This is a genomic window from Oryzibacter oryziterrae, assembly GCF_021864535.1.
Lineage (GTDB): Bacteria > Pseudomonadota > Alphaproteobacteria > Rhizobiales > Pleomorphomonadaceae > Pleomorphomonas > Pleomorphomonas oryziterrae.
Window position 1 is genome coordinate 21,785 of sequence record NZ_JAKJIC010000024.1, and the last position, 16,965, is coordinate 38,749.

The 16,965-nt window shown below is 65.5% G+C and carries 11 protein-coding genes; 5 read left to right on the plus strand and 6 right to left on the minus strand.

Translation table 11 applies throughout. The features are described from left to right. Nucleotides 1-17 precede the first annotated feature (17 nt). The gene (locus tag L2I41_RS18985) at nucleotides 18-884 is read right to left on the minus strand and encodes a YihY/virulence factor BrkB family protein (RefSeq protein WP_237155182.1); all 867 of its coding nucleotides are present in this window, start codon (nucleotides 882-884) and stop codon (nucleotides 18-20) included. A 227-nt stretch (nucleotides 885-1,111) separates the two neighbouring features. On the opposite strand from L2I41_RS18985, the gene L2I41_RS18990 reads away from it, so the two are divergent. Continuing rightward, a complete protein-coding gene (locus L2I41_RS18990) occupies nucleotides 1,112-2,785 on the plus strand; it encodes an acyl-CoA dehydrogenase family protein (protein WP_237155157.1) in 1,674 nt (557 codons plus the stop codon). Between the two features lie 170 nt (nucleotides 2,786-2,955). After that, a complete protein-coding gene (locus L2I41_RS18995; protein WP_237155158.1) occupies nucleotides 2,956-4,878 on the plus strand; it encodes a methyl-accepting chemotaxis protein in 1,923 nt (640 codons plus the stop codon). Nucleotides 4,879-5,016: 138 nt separating this feature from the next. Here L2I41_RS18995 and L2I41_RS19000 read toward each other — a convergent pair whose 3' ends face one another. After that, nucleotides 5,017-5,175, minus strand: a complete 159-nt coding sequence (locus tag L2I41_RS19000) for a hypothetical protein (RefSeq protein ID WP_237155159.1) — start codon at nucleotides 5,173-5,175, stop codon at nucleotides 5,017-5,019. Nucleotides 5,176-5,425: 250 nt separating this feature from the next. On the opposite strand from L2I41_RS19000, the gene L2I41_RS19005 reads away from it, so the two are divergent. Continuing rightward, complete coding sequence (locus L2I41_RS19005; RefSeq protein ID WP_237155160.1) at nucleotides 5,426-6,253, plus strand: inositol monophosphatase family protein; 828 nt, start codon at nucleotides 5,426-5,428, stop codon at nucleotides 6,251-6,253. Nucleotides 6,254-6,260: 7 nt separating this feature from the next. Here L2I41_RS19005 and L2I41_RS19010 read toward each other — a convergent pair whose 3' ends face one another. Further along, a complete protein-coding gene (locus tag L2I41_RS19010) occupies nucleotides 6,261-7,055 on the minus strand; it encodes a helix-turn-helix transcriptional regulator (RefSeq protein WP_237155161.1) in 795 nt (264 codons plus the stop codon). A 154-nt stretch (nucleotides 7,056-7,209) separates the two neighbouring features. Here L2I41_RS19010 and speB point away from each other — a divergent pair, with 154 nt between their 5' ends. Together speB and L2I41_RS19020 are read left to right on the plus strand one after the other, a co-directional pair. Next, nucleotides 7,210-8,181 carry an agmatinase gene (gene speB, locus L2I41_RS19015; protein WP_237155162.1) on the plus strand — a complete coding sequence of 324 codons (972 nt, stop codon included), beginning with the start codon at nucleotides 7,210-7,212 and terminating at the stop codon, nucleotides 8,179-8,181. Nucleotides 8,182-8,195: 14 nt separating this feature from the next. Further along, entirely contained in the window at nucleotides 8,196-9,281 is a 1,086-nt protein-coding gene (locus L2I41_RS19020) for an extracellular solute-binding protein (RefSeq protein ID WP_237155163.1), read from the plus strand. A gap of 74 nt (nucleotides 9,282-9,355) precedes the next feature. On the opposite strand, the gene pyc is transcribed toward L2I41_RS19020, so the two are convergent. From pyc to L2I41_RS19035, 3 genes are all read right to left on the minus strand, one after another. Then, the gene (pyc, locus tag L2I41_RS19025) at nucleotides 9,356-12,796 is read right to left on the minus strand and encodes a pyruvate carboxylase (RefSeq protein ID WP_237155164.1); all 3,441 of its coding nucleotides are present in this window, start codon (nucleotides 12,794-12,796) and stop codon (nucleotides 9,356-9,358) included. 394 nt (nucleotides 12,797-13,190) lie between these two features. After that, the gene (mdoH, locus tag L2I41_RS19030; RefSeq protein WP_237155165.1) at nucleotides 13,191-15,362 is read right to left on the minus strand and encodes a glucans biosynthesis glucosyltransferase MdoH; all 2,172 of its coding nucleotides are present in this window, start codon (nucleotides 15,360-15,362) and stop codon (nucleotides 13,191-13,193) included. Then, nucleotides 15,350-16,873, minus strand: coding sequence for an OpgD/OpgG family glucan biosynthesis protein (locus L2I41_RS19035; RefSeq protein WP_390634489.1), 1,524 nt, complete (start codon nucleotides 16,871-16,873; stop codon nucleotides 15,350-15,352). Before L2I41_RS19035 ends, mdoH begins: the two co-directional genes overlap by 13 nt. Between the last annotated feature and the right edge of the window lie 92 nt (nucleotides 16,874-16,965).

The following is a 16,965-nucleotide window of genomic DNA, read 5'->3' on the forward strand; positions in this document are numbered from 1 at the left end:
CCGCCGCGACGCGAAAGTCAATCCGCCGCAGCCGCTTCCTGCGTCTTCTGGCCGGCGTGATCCACGCCGAACTCCGCCATGATCGCCGCATTGACCGTGGCGCCCATCAGCAGGATCACCGCGATCAGGTAGAGAAACACGATGGCCGTCATCACGCCGGCAAGGCCCGCGTAGGTCGAGGCATAGTTGGCGAAGTCGGCCAGATAGAGCGAGAAGCCGTAGGCGCCGCCGATCCAGGCCATCAGCGTCAGCGCGATGCCCGGCAGCACGTCTGTGAGGCGCCGCCGCCCCGCCGGAAGCCACAGGTGGCCGACCAGCAGCCCGACGCTCGCCACCACCGCCGTCACCCCATAGCGCGTGAGATCGAGCCAACCGCCAAAGGCCGACAGGCGCGGCAGGAAATGCACCGTCGTCGACCAGATCACCGGCATCAGGATCACCAGGAAGGCGAGCGTCAGCAGCACCACGGTGCCCACCAGCACGAAGGCCATGCTTTCAAGCCGCAGGAAGATGAAGTTGCGGTTCTCCGTCGTGCCGTAAGCGCGGTTGAGGCCGACCCGCAGCGCCTCGACGCCGGACGAGGCGAACCAGATCGCCAGCGCGACGCCGATGGTCAGAATGTCGCGCCGCGGCACCAACAGCACATTCTGCACTTCGCGGGCAATCGGGGCAGCGATCGCCTGGGGAATGCTGTCGAACAGGATCTTCACCACCGTCTGCGACAGCTCGCTCAAGTCGAAAAAGGCGGCCACGGCGGTCAGGAAGATCAGGAAGGGGAACAGCGCCATCAGCGACGACAACGCCACATGCGAGGCGATCGCCCAGCCGTCCGTGCTGTTGAACAGCAGCACCGCCCGGTAGGCGATTGCGTAAAGGCGTCGCAGCCAACCCAAGCCGTATCTCCCACATTGGGCGGAAATCCCGCAAAACCGACCAAAGTCTGAGGCCTTTTCGGGCCATTTCCCCCGCACCCTTACCAAAGATGCATTGAGGGAACGCCCCCCTTCCGGTCATTTTGCACTGCAAGACAGACCGGGCGGCAGGCGACCCTCAACGTGGGCCCCGCGCGGAAAATTGCAAGGGCGAATGAACCGTCCGGAGGAGGAAACCCATGAGCGCCGTCACGCCGCTTGAGCAAGACAAGTCCGTACTCGACCGCCTCGCTGACGCTTTGCCGCCGGTCGAGGCCCTTTTCGGCACCGCCGTCGCCGTCGTCCGCGCCATGGTCACCGTCGACGGCAAGGTGTCCTCTGCCCTCGTCGACACCGAGCAGCGGGCGACGCACGGTCTCGCCTGGCTCGCCACCTATGTGGAGGCGCTGCGCCAGCTGAAATCCTATGGCGAGCGCCTCACCGCCACGGGCCAGTATGGCGAGACCGAGGAGCTGCTGGTCGAGATCGGCGCCGGCGAGTACCTCGCCCAGATCTTCGGCGGCATCCCCATGAACCAGGGCGAGATCATCCGCCCCGCCCAGCTCGGCCTCACGGAGGCCGACCTTTCCCATGCCCGCACCTTAGCGGCCGAAAGCCTGATCGCCTCCGGCACCTCCCCCGCTCCGCGGGCTCGCCTCGTCGCCCTCTTCCGCGACAAGACCGAGGCGGAGATCGTTGGCGCCTCCGGTCTCGACGAGACGCTGGAAGCCTTCCGCGCCGAAATGCGTCGCTTTGCCGAAACGGAAGTGCTGCCGCATGCCCATGAGTGGCATCTGGCCAACGCCTATATCCCCATGGAGGTGATCGACAAGCTCGCCGAACTCGGCGTCTTCGGCCTCACCATCCCCGAAGATTTCGGCGGCCTCGGCCTCGGCAAGGAGAGCATGTGCGTGGTCTCCGAGGAGCTGAGCCGCGCCTATATCGGTGTCGGCTCGCTCGGCACCCGCTCCGAGATCGCCGCCGAGCTGATCCTGTGCGGCGGCACCGACGCGCAGAAGGCCGAGTGGCTGCCCAAGATCGCTTCCGGTGAAGTGCTGCCCACCGCCGTCTTCACCGAACCCAACACCGGCTCCGACCTCGGCTCGCTGCGCACCCGCGCCGTGCGTGACGGCGACGTCTACCGCATCACCGGCAACAAGACCTGGATCACCCATCCTGTCCGTGCCGACGTCATGACCGTGCTGACCCGCACCAACCCCGACGAACCCGGCTATCGCGGCCTGTCCATGTTCCTCGCGCCCAAGCCGCGCGGCACCGACGAGACCCCCTTCCCCGCCAAGGGCATGAGCGGCGGCGAGATCGAGGTGCTCGGCTATCGCGGCATGAAGGAATATGAGATCGCCTTCGACGGCTTCGAGGTTCCCGCCCAGAACCTGCTCGGCGGCGTCGAGGGCCAGGGCTTCAAGCAGCTGATGCAGACCTTCGAAAGCGCCCGCATCCAGACCGCCGCCCGCGCCACCGGCGTCGCCCAGTCGGCCTTCGACATCGGCCTCAAATATGCCCTGGAACGCGTCCAGTTCGGCAAGCAGCTGATCGACTTTCCCCGCGTCGCCGACAAGCTGGCGATGATGGCCGTCGAGATCAACGTCGCCCGCCAGCTCACCTACTTCTCCGCCCGACAGAAGGACGAAGGCAAGCGCTGCGATCTCGAAGCCGGCATGGCCAAGCTGATCGGCGCCCGCATCGCCTGGGCCGCCGCCGACAACGCCTTGCAGATCCATGGCGGCAATGGCTTTGCCCTCGAATACCAGATCAGTCGCGTCCTCTGCGACGCCCGTATTCTCAATATTTTCGAGGGCGCCGGCGAAATACAGGCGCAGGTTATTGCAAGGCGACTGCTTGATGGAAAGTGAGGTTTCCGGTTTGCCGGCTATGCTTTGGACCGGCTGACGCTATACGATTTATTTACAATGGCAGTCTATGCAAAAATTAGCATGCTCCGCACTTATGCGCAGCAAGCTATCCCGCCTGATGAAAAGGGGCACGCATGGACCTCCAGTCACGTAGACCGGCAAGACGCCTGATGAACAAGATCCTGTTGGCGGCCATGGTTGTGGTCGCCATTTGTTTCGCAGGATTTTCCTGGATCATCGACATGCGGCGCAGTGGCGAAGTGGAGGCCCAGGTCGGCGACGACATGGTGTCGACCGGTCGCCTTGCAGCCGACGGCATCTCCAGCTGGCTGACTGGGCGCCTTCTGCTGACGCAGGCGGTGGCTGAAAATGTCGCCCATGCCCCCACGGACCCGGCCGCCGCACTCAGCCAGGACATTCTCGCCCGGGAGTTCCAGTATACCTATTACGGCGACGAGACCGGGGCCTTCACCATCTGGCCCAAGACCGACATGCCCGCCGGCTATGATCCGCGCAAGCGCCCCTGGTACCAGGACGTCGCCAAGGCCAATGACGCCGTGCTGACCGCGCCCTATGTCGACGCTTCCACCGGCGGCCTCGTCATCACCGCTGCCATCCCTGTCAAGACCGGCGGCAAGCTCGCCGGTGTCGTCGGCAGCGACTTCACCCTGAAGGCCGTTGTCGACAAGATCGGCAGCATCGACTTCGGCGGCAAGGGCAACGCCTTCCTGGTGAGCGACGACGGCACCATCCTCGTCCACGGCGACACCTCCCTGGTCGGCAAGAAGATCGGCGAAGTCTATGACGGCGCCGGGGTTCCCGTCGCAGGCAAGGCACCGGTGCAGGTCTCGCTTCAGGGCGCCAGCCGCCTGTTGACCTTCGTGCCCGTCGAAGGCCTGCCGTCGGCAAAGTGGTTCCTCGCCCTTTCGGTCGATCGTGCCATGGCCTTCGCTCCGTTGACCGAGTTCCGCTACATCGCCATCGCCACCACGCTGCTGGTCGCCATCGTGATGATCGCCCTCCTGGCGCAGATGATCATGATGGTGGTGGCCCGTCCCATCACCGCCATGACGCAGGTGATGAACATTCTGGCCGACGGCAAGCATGACGTCACCGTGCCGCACCTCGATCGTCAGGACGAGATCGGCGCCATGGCAAATGCCGTCGAGGTCTTCCGCCACAACATCATCGCCCGCGAGCGACTGGAGCGGAGCCAGGAAGCGGAGGTGATCAGCCGCAACCGTCGCGTCGCCGAAGTCGACCGCCTGGTCGCCGACTTCGACCGCGAGATCTCCTCGGTGCTCAGCACCGTCCAGCAGTCGTCCCAGCAGATGGAAACCACGGCGCGGGCCCTGACCTCCACGGCCGACACCGGCACGACCAACGCCGGAAGTGCCGCCGCGGCGGCCGAACAGGCCTCCGCCAATGTGCGCTCGGTCGCAGCCACCTGCGAGGAGCTCGCCGCGTCCATCAACGAAATCGCCGGCCGGGTCGACGCCTCGCGCGCCACTGCCGAACGCGCGGCCAGCCAGGCCGAGCAGACCGATGGAACCGTGTTGCAGCTCGTCTCCACCACCGATCGCATCGGCCAGATCGTCAGCCTGATCTCGGCCATCGCCGAGCAGACCAACCTGCTGGCCCTCAACGCCACCATCGAGGCGGCGCGGGCCGGTGAAGCGGGCAAGGGCTTTGCGGTCGTGGCAACCGAAGTCAAGTCGCTGGCAACCCAGACGGCCAGGGCGACCGAGGAAATCTCCGTGCAGATTGCCGCCATGAAGACGGTGTCGGACGCGGCCGTTGCCGCCATCCGCAGCATCGGCGGCGTCATCGGCGAGATCAACGGCGTCTCGGCCGAAATTGCCTCGGCGATGGTACAGCAGGGCGCCGCCACGCGAGAGATCGCCGCCAATGTCCAGCAGGCAGCCGTCGGCACCCAGGATGTGTCGGACAATGTGGCCCGGCTGAACTCGGGCGCCGTGACCACCGGCAGCAACGCCAGCAAGGTGCTGGACGCAGCCTCGCATCTCTCCGCCGAGGCGAGCTCGCTCCGCAGCCGGGTCGAGCACTTCCTGCAGGCCATTCGCGCCGCCTGACCTGCCCCCAGCCGTTCCGCGACCGCGCCCAAACCGCAGTCAGCGGCTCGGAGCCCGCGCGGCAAGGTCAGACCTGACGAAATAAATCGGGCGCCCTTTCGGGGCGCCCGCAGCCATTTTGGGGACTTGGCTGAAAAATCAGCTGGCCTTGAGGGCGCTGAAGAACACGTCGTCGGTGATCACCGGCTCCACCTTGCGGCGACGGCCGAACAGGTGGGTGAATCCGAGACCCGGCAGCGAGACGGACTGGGCAAGGACCTTGCGGTTGAAACGGGTCGGTTCGATGATCATGTTCATTTGTCGAGCCGCTCCTGCGGCGAAATTGAGCTTGTTGCTCATATATAGGGCAAATCAGGACCGTTGAGATCCAGTTTTCTGCGCATGTGCGCCCCGCAGCGCACGCATGGCTCAAGGGATTAGCTTCGCAAATCCGTTAAGAGCATGGTGAAATATGCAGAGCGTTCAGGTGATTCGCGTTCATGTGCTTGAGCGCCTCGCCCATCGTCGTCATTCCCCCAGCGCCGCGCCTTCGCAGAAAGCCACCCCCATGTCCGTGACCCGCACCGAGCTCGACCGCCTCTTTGCCATGGCCGGGGAGGCCGCCGAGGTCGAGATCATGCCGCGCTTTGCCAACCTCAGCCCGGCAGACGTCAAGGTGAAGGCCCATGCCACCGACTTCGTCACCGTCGCCGACGAGGCCGCCGAGCGCCTCATCGAGCGCCGCGCCCGCGAGGCCTTCGGCCCGGACGTCTTCTTCCTCGGCGAAGAGATCATGGAGCGCGATCCCTCGCTGATCACCCGCCTTGCCGGAGCCGAACGCGCCATCGTCGTCGATCCCATCGACGGCACCTTCAACTATGCCAATGGCGTCCCCGCCTTCGCGGTGATCATCGCCGTAGTCGAAAAGGGTGAAGTAGCCGCCGGCCTCATCTACGACCCCGTGCGCAAGGACGCCGCCTGCGCCATCGCCGGCCAGGGCGCCTTCATGCAGGGCGGCGGTCGCCCCGAGGTCGCGCTGCACGTGGCCGCCCCGGCGCCGCTCTCGGACATGCACGGCTGCTCGTCCTGGGCCTATGCCGCCGAGCCGCTGCGCAGCCGCCTCGCCGCCGGCCTCGTCAAGACCTGGGGCGCCTCCAACTACCGCTGCGGCGGCCAGGAAATGCGCCTGCTCACCTCCGGCGCCATCCACTTCTGCCAGTACAACAAGCTCTCCCCCTGGGATCACGCAGCCGGCTGGCTGATCCACAAGGAAGCCGGCGGCTACTCCGCCCGCCTCGACGGCACCCCCTACCAGCCCCACCTGCGCGACGGCGGCATCCTCATGACCCCCGACAAGGCCAGCTGGGACGCGATGATGGCGGCGGTCGGGAGCTGACCCGCGTCTATCGTCGCCCCGGCGCGGCGAGGTGGCGCGTGGCAAGCGCGAAGAGTTCGGCCTGCGAGGCGACGCCCAGCTTGGCATAGGCATGCCGCCTGTGCACTTTCACGGTTCCCTCCGCCGATCCCAGTTGCTTGGCAATGGCTGGCGTCGAGGAGCCGTTGAGAATGAGCTGGACGACCTCCGTCTCGCGCGCACTCAACACCCCCGCACCGAAATCACTCAGCCGCGTCGCCAGCGTGTCTGCCGGTTGCCGCTCTGCGTCCGCCGTGCCGCTGCCCCAGTGACGCCGGACCGCCGCCGAGACAACCGCAAAGACAGACCTGAGGCCGACAATGTCGTCCGCGCTGAACCGGGGACTGCGCCCGCCGCGCGCCAGCGACAGGATGATCCACGTCTCGCCGTCGTCATGGACCAGCAGACCAATTTCATCGATCAGCCGAATGCGCCGATAGAAGGTCTGATAATACTCGGACCTGAAGAAGCCGGGCGGCGCCAGATCACTGAGGCGCCAGGGACCGGGCTCCACATTGTTGCGGCACGCCAGATAGAACGGATCCAGCATATAGGGGCCGCTCTCATAGAAGCTCGTCTGCACCGCCGCCTGCAACTCGCTGAGATCGTGAAACAGGGTGCGGGGCCGGGCGGAAGCCCGGTAGGTCGTGACAATCAGCGAGTCGAAGGCGCACAGGCCTTGCAGCACGGACCGCAAGGCGGCGGGAAAGGCATCGGTCAGCAGCGTGGCGATGAGCCGCTCGGCCATGGCTGCCGGAATCTGCCCCTCTTCGGGCGGCCGCATCGAAGTCTCCTCGGTGATATACCCCTATGGGAGTATGCCATGAGCGGATTTTCGATACCAACGGTTTCGGGCAGCATCGCCGTCAATGCCAAGAGCAGCCGCTTGTCGATCTGACGTTCCATCGGATCGGACGGCGCTCCAGGGGGATCTGCCCATGACCGACGCTCTCGACCTCACGCCCAAGCTCGGCGACCTCGCCTTCACCCGTGTCTCCGATCGAGGCTCCCTGATGGAGCCCACCTTTGCCGGAGCGCTGAGCTTCATGCGTCGCCGCTACACGCGTGATCTCAACGGCGTCGACGTCGCCGTGATGGGCGTGCCGCTCGATCTCGCCACCACCGGCCGCCCGGGCACGCGCTTCGGACCGCGTGGCATTCGCGCCGCCTCCGCCCACATCGCCTGGTCGTCGCCCTGGCCTTGGGACTTTGATCCCTACGAGGAACTGGCCGTAGTCGACTATGGCGACTGCGTGTTCGATCCCGGTCGCCAGCAGACCATTCCCGCCGCGATCACGGATGCGGCCCGCACCGTGCTGCAATCGGGCGCCGCACTGCTGTCGCTCGGCGGCGATCATTTCGTCACCTATCCGCTCCTGAAGGCGCATGCCGAGAAGCACGGCCGCCTGCGCCTCGTCCATTTCGACGCCCATTCGGACACCTGGGCCGACGAAGGCGACCGCATCGACCACGGCACCATGCTCTGGTACGCCACCCGCGACGGCTTGGTCGACCCCGCCCATTCCGTCCAGATCGGCATTCGCACGCACAATCCCGATACGCTCGGCTTTTCCGTCCTCGACGCGCGCGACGTCCATCGCTCCGGCCCGGATGTCATCGCCGACCGCGTGCGCGCCATTGTCGGCGACGAGCCTTGCTACATCACCTTCGACATCGATTGCCTTGACCCGTCTGCCGCCCCCGGCACGGGCACGCCCGTAGTCGGTGGCCTCTCCACCTGGCAGGCCCAGGAAATCCTGCGCGGGCTCGCCGGCATCAACGTGGTCGGCATGGACGTCGTCGAAGTGTCGCCCCCCTTCGACACCGCCGAGATCACTGCCCTTGCCGCCGCCACGATCGCCAACGACCTCATCGCCCTGCACGCCATTGCCCGCCGCAAGGCCAGATGACCGGAGACTTTGCCATGAAGCCCTTGCTTGCCCGCATGCTCGCCACCGTCTGCGTCCTGTGCGCCGGACCGGTTCACGCCGAAACGCTCAACATCTACAACTGGGCCGACTATTTCGGCGAAAAGACCGTCGACGACTTCAAGGCAGAGACCGGCGTCGGCGTCACGCTCGACTATTTCGACTCCAACGAAACTCTGGAAACCAAGATGCTGACCGGCGGCAGCGGCTACGACCTGGTCTTCCCGGCCACGTCCAACGCCCAGCGGGAGTTTGCCGCCGGCGCACTGGCCCCGATCGACCCCACACGCCTCAAGAATTACGGTAATCTCGATCCGGCCATCCTGAAGGCGCTCGACGCCGTGCCCGGTGGCCGGCAGATGGGCGTGCCCTATACCTGGGGCACCATCGGCATCGCCTATAACGTCGACAAGGTGAAGCAACGGCTCGGCGTCGATCACCTCGACAGCCTCGACGTCTTCTTCAAGCCGGAGACCGCCGCCAAACTTTCGGACTGCGGCATGGTCATGCTGGATTCCCCGCTGGAGATCTCCGCCGTCACCCTCAACTATCTCGGCGCCGCCCCCTATGGCGAGGACAAGGACGCCCTCGCCAAGGCGGAAACCCTGCTGGAAGCCACGACCAAGTCACTGCGTTATTTCAACAATCAGCGCGCCACCAACGATCTGGCCAGCGGCGACATCTGCGCCGCCCTGATCTATAGCGGCGACGCCTGGATCGCCAAATCGCGCGCCGAGGAAGCGCATAACGGCGTCGTCATCGACTATGCCATACCGCGCGAGGGCACGCTGATGTGGGTCGACCTGATGGCAATCCCGGCCGATGCGCCCCATGCCGATCAGGCCTACCGCTTCATCGACTACATGCTGCGCCCCGAGGTCATGGCCGGCGTGACCGATTTCGTCGGTTTTGCCAACGCCAATGCCGCAGCCACGCCCCAGGTCGACCCGGCCATCACCGGCAACCCTGCCCTCTACCCCGACCCGACCACCATGGCCCACCTGTTCCCGGACAAATCGGTCGACGCCGGGCTCTTGCGCGAACGCACGCGCATGTGGACGAAGGTGAAGACGGGCATGTGAGCCCCGTTCGGAACAAAAAAGCCCGCCCGCGATCCCTCGCAGGCGGGCATTTCATTTTTCACCGAGCCAGAGCCTCAGGCGGCGAACACCACCAGCAGGTCCTTGGCGTCGATCTGCGCGCCGGCGCTCACCACCACTTCGGCGATGGTGCCGTCGCGTTCGGCGTGGATCGAGGTTTCCATCTTCATGGCCTCGATGGAGAGCAGCACGTCGCCCGCCTTCACCGCCTGGCCTTCCTTCACCGCCAGCGTCGAGACGACGCCCGGCATCGGGGCGGCCACATGGTTGGGGTTGGCCTCATCGGCCTTGCGGCGCACATGCTTGGCGGTCGCGGCCACCGAGCGGTTCGGCACGCGCACCATGCGCGGCTGGCCGTTCAGCTCGAAGAACACGCGCACCATGCCCTCGTCGTCCACCTCGCCGATGGCCTGGCAGATCAGCACAAGCGACTTACCCTTTTCGAGCTCGATGGACAGTTCATCGCCCGGCTGCATGCCGTAGAAATAGACCGGCGTCGGCAGCACCGAGGTGGGGCCATAGGTATCCTGCGTCTTGGCAAAATCGAGGAACACCTTGGGATACATGAGGTAAGCGGCAAGTTCGAGATCGTCGACCGGATGGCCGAGCTTGCTCGAAAGCGCAGCCCGCTCCGCGTCGAGATCGACGGAGGGGATCAGCGAACCGGGGCGCACCACAACCGGCTCTTCGCCCTTGAGGATCTTCTTCTGCAGCTCCGCCGGCCAGCCTCCCGGCGGCTGGCCGAGGTCGCCGTGGAACATCTGCACCACGCTCTCGGGGAAGGACACGTCCTTGCCCGGATCCAGCACGTCAGCCGGAGTGAGGCCCGACGACACCATGACCAGCGCCATGTCGCCGACCACCTTGGACGACGGCGTCACCTTGACGATGTCGCCGAACATCTTGTTCACGTCGGCATACATCTGCGCCACTTCGTGCCAGCGCGTCTCAAGGCCGAGCGAACGGGCCTGTTCCTTGAGATTGGTAAACTGGCCGCCGGGCATCTCGTGCAGATAGACTTCCGAGGCCGGCCCCTTGAGATCGCTCTCGAAGGCCGCATAGGAGTTGCGCACCGCTTCCCAGTAGAAGGAAATGCGGCGGATGGCCTGCTGGTCGAGCCCGGTTGCCCGCGGCCCGCCTTCCAGCGCCGCCACGATCGAGCCGAGACAGGGCTGCGAGGTGTTGCCCGAGAAGGCGTCCATGGCTGCATCCACAGCATCGACGCCTTCTTCGGCCGCCACCAGCACCGAAGCTGCGGCAATTCCGGACGTGTCATGCGTGTGGAAATGCAGCGGCAGGTCGGTGGATTCGCGCAGCGCCTTGAACAGCACCCGCGCGGCCGCCGGCTTCAGCAGGCCCGCCATGTCCTTGATGCCGATGATGTGCGCGCCGGCCCGTTCGAGTTCCTTGGCCAGACTCACATAATACTTGAGGTCATACTTGGCGCGGTTCGGGTCGAGAATGTCGCCCGTGTAGCAGATCGCCGCCTCGCACACCTTGCCCGAATCGAGCACGGCGTCGAGCGACACGCGCATGTTCTCCACCCAGTTCAGGCAGTCGAACACGCGGAACACGTCGACGCCCGCATCCGCCGCCTGCTTGACGAAGAAGCGCACGACATTGTCGGCGTAATTCTTGTAGCCGACGCCGTTGGAGCCGCGCAGCAGCATCTGCAGCAGGATGTTCGGTGCCTTGTCGCGCACCTTGGCCAGACGCTCCCACGGATCTTCCGTCAGGAAGCGCATGGCCACGTCAAAGGTGGCGCCGCCCCAGCATTCCAGGCTGAACAGCCCCGGCAGCGAGCGGGCATAGGCCTCGGCGATCGAGGCGATGTCATGGGTGCGCATGCGTGTCGCCAGCAGCGACTGATGGCCGTCACGCATGGTGGTGTCGGTGATCAGCACCCGCTTCTGCTCGCGCATCCACTTGGCAAGCGCTTCCGGCCCGCGCGACTTCAACAGGTCGCGCGTGCCCGGCTGCACGCCGGCGTCGAAGAAGGGCACCACCGGGCCGTGACCCAGCACAGGCTTCGGCCGCTTGCGCGTCTCCGGATGACCGTTGACGGTGACGTCGGCCACATAGGTGAGCAGCTTGGTCGCCCGGTCGCGCCGCTTGACCGTCGAGAACAGCTCCGGCGTCTCGTCGATGAAGCGCGTGGTATAGCGGTTCGACTGGAACTTCGGATGGGTGATGATGCTTTCGAGGAAGGTGAGATTGGTCGCCACGCCGCGGATGCGGAACTCGCGCAGCGCCCGCATCATGCGCACGATCGCCTCTTCGGCCGACGGCGCCCAGGCGGTCACCTTCTCCAGCAGCGGGTCGTAATAGCGCGTGATCACCGCGCCGGCATAGGCCGTGCCGCCGTCGAGGCGGATGCCGAAGCCGGTCGCGCCGCGATAGGCGGTGATGCGGCCATAGTCCGGAATGAAATTCTGCTCCGGATCCTCGGTGGTGATGCGGCACTGCAGCGCGTGGCCGTTGAGCTTGATCGCCTCCTGCGCCGGCACGCCCGACTCCGGCGTGCCGATGGCCGCGCCTTCGAGGATGTGGATCTGCGCCTTGACGATGTCGATGCCGGTCACTTCCTCGGTGACGGTATGCTCCACCTGGATGCGCGGGTTCACTTCGATGAAGTAGAACTGGCCGGTATCCGAATCCATCAGGAACTCGACCGTGCCGGCGCCATAGTAATTGGTCGCCTTGGCGATCCTCACGCCATAGCCGGTGATCTCGGCGCGCTGCTCCTCGGTGAGATAGGGCGCAGGGGCGCGCTCGACCACCTTCTGATGGCGGCGCTGCACCGAGCAGTCGCGCTCGAACAGGTGGACGACATTGCCGTGCTTGTCGCCCAGCACCTGCACTTCCACGTGACGGGCCCGTTCCACGAGCTTTTCGAGATAGACCTCGTCCTTGCCGAAGGCCGCCTTGGCCTCGCGCTTGGCGGTCACCACTTCCTTCAGCAGTGTCGCCTCGTCGCGGATCACGCGCATGCCGCGCCCGCCGCCGCCCCAGGAGGCCTTCAGCATCACCGGATAGCCGATGCGCTTGGCCTCGGCCTTCACGGTTTCCATGTCGTCGGGCAGCGGGTCGGTCGCCGGCATCACCGGCACGCCGGCTTCGATGGCGAGATTGCGCGCTGCCACCTTGTTGCCGAGCTGGCGCATGGTGTCGGGCGACGGGCCGATGAAGGTGATGCCGGCGTCGGCGCAGGCCTCGGCAAATTCCGGGCTCTCCGACAGCAGGCCGTAGCCCGGATGGATGGCGTCCACCTTGGCTTCCTTGGCCACCCGCAGGATCTCGGCGATCGACAGATAGGCCTCGATCGGGCCCATGCCCTTGCCGATCTGATAGGCTTCGTCCGCTTTAAATCGATGTAGTGCGAGTTTGTCTTCCTCGGCGAACACGGCGACTGTCTTCAGCCCCAGTTCGTTGGCCGCACGGAACACGCGGATCGCGATTTCGGAACGATTAGCGACGAGTAACTTTTTGATCGCCACGCCTTTACCCCCTGTGGTGGGAACCCTCTGCCCATTCCTCTAGCAGGCTCACATGCGCCTGTCAGCGTTCGCCTCGGCAAAGCGGCTCGATTGCGCTCGGGGGACAGCGCTTCCGACCCCTAGCCGAAAACGCAGCTCCCGGCACCGCGCCGCTTCGTCACATCCTGCAAATCTGGCGGATTTGCAGCGCTTTCTCAACACTGTCTTGAAGCGACTTGCAAGGGGTCCATGAGTCGCAGGAATGGGTTATGCGACTTGTGCATAGGTGATTTCCCACAAGTGCATGGCGTAAAGTCACAAAGTCCGGACCCAAGTGTCCGAAGCCGCCTCAACAACGCAAAAGGCGCGCCCCCGAGAGGACGCGCCTTTCCAAACTCACAGGCGGTCGCAGCGCTCACTGCGCGGCGACGGACCCAAGCGAAGCCAGCGGCTTGCGCTTCAGCGCTTCGAGAAGATGCGGCGTTGCGATCAGCGTCGCCCGCTCCTTGGAATCGAGGAAGGACACGGCCTCCTCCACCGATTCCGCCTCGTTCACCTTGGCTGCCACCAGCGCCGACACCGGGTCGACACGGCCGCGCGGACGCGGTGCCATGTGGTCGACGATGGCAAGATGCTGCACATTCCAGGCCGGATCGGCCACCAGCGTCACGATATCGGGCGCCTCGCTGAGGATCGCCTCATAGGCCGGACGAACCTCTTCCATGCGTTCGCGGATCTGCGGCGTCGTCTTCTCTTCCGGCGTGCGCAGCAGGCCCAGCCGCTTGATGAAGCGACCGACGACCATCGACCCCGTCAGGCCGGAAATCGGCACCGCCAGCAGCATGCCGATCAGTGCCGGCGACAACCAGGCGAGCAGCACCCAGCTGTCTGCATAGGCGGCTGCCGTCATCGCCATGCCGATCAGCACATGCCAGCGATGGCGCGCCACCAGTTCCTTGAGCGGCAACCCGCCGTCGTCGCGCCGCTGCGGCTTCCAGCCGGCATCGCGCCGCATCAGGATCTCGCTCACCGCGCCGGTCTGGATCAGCATCATGATCGGCGCGATCAGGGCCGACACGAAGGCCTCGAAGACGAAGCTCAGGATCAGCCCCAGCACCCCGCCGGACGCCCGCCGCTGCTCGCGATCGAACAGGAAGGCGATCAGCCCGAGCACCTTGGGCACGAACAGCACCGACATGGTCAGCCCGAACAGCGCGAGCGCGCGCTCGGCGTCGATGCGCGGCCAGGATGGGAACAGCTGGAACTCGTCCTTGAAATATTCGGGGCGAATGTAATGGGCCTGCAGAGTCAGGGCAAAACCGGCCAGGATCAGCAGCAGCCAGAGCGGCGAGGCCAGGTAGGACATGATGCCGGTCAGGATGTGCATGCGCGAGATCCAGTGCAGGCCCTTGGCCCCGATCACCTTCACATGCTGCAGATTGCCCTGGCACCAGCGCCGGTCGCGGATGGCGAGGTCGACCAGCGACGGCGGGCTTTCCTCGAAGGACCCATTGAGATCGTCGGCGATGATCACGTTCCAGCCAGCCCGCCGAATCAGCGCCGCCTCGACGAAGTCGTGGCTCATGATATGGCCGCCGAAGGGCGCCTTGCCTGGCAGCTCCGGCAAACCGGCGCATTCGAGGAAGGCCGCGCGCCGGATGATGGCGTTGTGGCCCCAGAAGTTGCCTTCCTTCTGCACCCACCAGCTCAGCCCGGTGCCCACCACCGGCCCGTAGACGCGGCCGGCGAACTGCTGCAGCCGCGCCACGATGGTGGTGCCGTTGACGAGCTGGGGAATGGTCTGGATCAGGCCGGCATCCGGATCGGCTTCCATGCGCCGCGCCAGCTCGACGATCGTGTGACCGTCCATCAGGCTGTCGGCGTCGAGCACCAGGAGGTGATCATAGGCGCTCGCCCAGCGGCGGCAGAAGTCGGCCACATTGCCCGCCTTCTTGGCCGTGTTGTTGCGGCGGCGGCGATAATAGATGCGCGTGGTGCGCCCGAGACGACGGCGCGCCAGCAGCAGAGCGGTCTCTTCCTGCAGCACCACTTCCGGGTCGGTGGTGTCGGCCAGCACGAACCAGTCGAAGGCATGGCTCTGCCCCAGCGACTCCACGTCGCGCGCCATGGCCTCGATAGAGGCGAAGACGCGGGATGGGTCCTCGTTATAGGTCGGCATCAGCATGGCCGTGCGCTTGGTCAGGCGCGTGCTGGCCACCGGCTTGGCCGGCCGGAAATGCCGCGTCACGATCGTCAGGAAGCCGAACACCGAGGCCACCGACGACAGGGCAATCCAGGCGAAGGTGATGGTGAACAACACCAGCACCACCCACTCGATCGGTGTCACGTCGCCGAGCGCCAGCACCGAGTACATTTCATTGAAGGCATAGCCGAGCAACAGCGCCGTCCCGCCCAGCACGGCCAAGCGCCGCAGCCAGCTCGACCGGCTCGATCGGTTCACCAGCTTGCGGCGGCTCTTGCGGTCGAAACGCGACAGGTTCTGCGGCGGCATCTCGCCGGGGGTCTCCGACGGCATGCCCGCAATCAGTTCGCCCCCGTGCAGCAGTTTGTTGATCACGCCGTCCATCTAAAGACCCAGGTTTCCGCGTTTTCCCCTGCAGCAAAGGCAAGAGCCGCATTGATCTCGATGAGGTTCTCGTTGCCCGGATCGAGTTCGAAGCTCAGCCTCAGCCCACCGGTCTGCGGATTGTCGCCGATCACCACGTTGCTGACCGTGCCCTTGGACGATTGCACCGTGGCCTTGGGCGCCCCGAGCTTGGCCCGATCGACGCCCTCGTAGAACATGTAGTCGACCACGAACAGCCGCACAGGCGACGGACCGCCGACGCCGGCGCGCCCGGAGCGCGTCGCCGCCACATAGGCAATGCCGTCGGCAATGGCCGGATCGCCACCCCAGGACATGCGATAGGCGAAGAAGAATTCCGAACCGGCGGGGATCTTGTCCTTCGGCGCCCAGTAGGCGACGATATTGTCATGGATTTCCGAAACCGTCGGGATCTCCACCAGCGTCACCGCGCCGGCGCCCCAGTCGCCCACCGGTTCGATCCACAGGCTCGGCCGCTTCTCGTAACCGGCTTCCAGATCCTCGAAGGACGTGAAGTTGCGCGAGCGCTGAATCAGGCCGAAGCCGCGCGGGCTGCGATCCTGGAAGGCAGAGACCTGCAGTTCCTTCGGATTGGCCAGCGGCCGCCACAGCCGGTCGCCATGGCCGGTCATCATCAGCAAGCCGTCCGAATCATGCACTTCCGGCCGGAAGTCGTCGATCTCGGTGCGACCGTTGCTGGAGAAATAGAACATCGACGTGCCCGGCGCGAGGCCCACCTTGTCGAGGTCGGCACGCGGGAACAGCTGCGCCTCCACGTCGATCTGGGTCGTCTCGCCCGGACGCACGGTGAAGCGATAGGCACCGGCCGTCGAGGGGCTGTCGAGCAGCGCATTGACCACGCAGGTGTCGGAGCCGGCCACGGGCGTCTCCACCCAGAAGGCCCGGAAGATCGGAAATTCCTCGCCTTCGGCGTCGGCCGTCTTCAGCGCCAGACCGCGCGCCGACAGGCCGTAGACCTGGCCCTTGCCGAGCGAACGGAAGTAGCTGGCGCCCTGGAACACCATGACTTCGTCGAAATAGTCGGGCCGGTTGATCGGCGCATGCAGGCGGAAGCCCGAGAAACCGATATCATCGGTCGGAATCGGCTGCGGCACCAGCGGGCCATAGGAGAACAGGTTGGGGTTATAGGCGAGATGCGTCGCCTGCCCGTTCTCGACGATGGCAATCTCGACCGGCTCGCGGAAATAGGAGCCGCGGTGGAAGAGCTGCATCTGATAGGGCAGCCCCTTGTCGGCCCAGACGCTCAGCTCCGGCTTGAAGCGGATGTCGCGATACTGGTCGTAGCTCAGATTGTCGAGGATCTGCGGCATCGAGGCGTCGGGCGCCTCGTAGGCCTTCTTGGCCAGGGCCCGTGCCAGATCCGCCACGGTCGAGCGCGTGAATGGGCCCGAGAGAGCGAAATGCGCCTGCGTGTCCGCCAGTGCTGCCGGTGCGACACCGGTCGCGGCAACGACGGCCCCCACGGCCTTCAGCGCCCCCTTCAAAAATCCGCGGCGATCAAAATCCCGGTTTCCGAAAATCGCGTCCACAGTTGCTCCACTCGAAATCGCGGCTATGCCTCAAG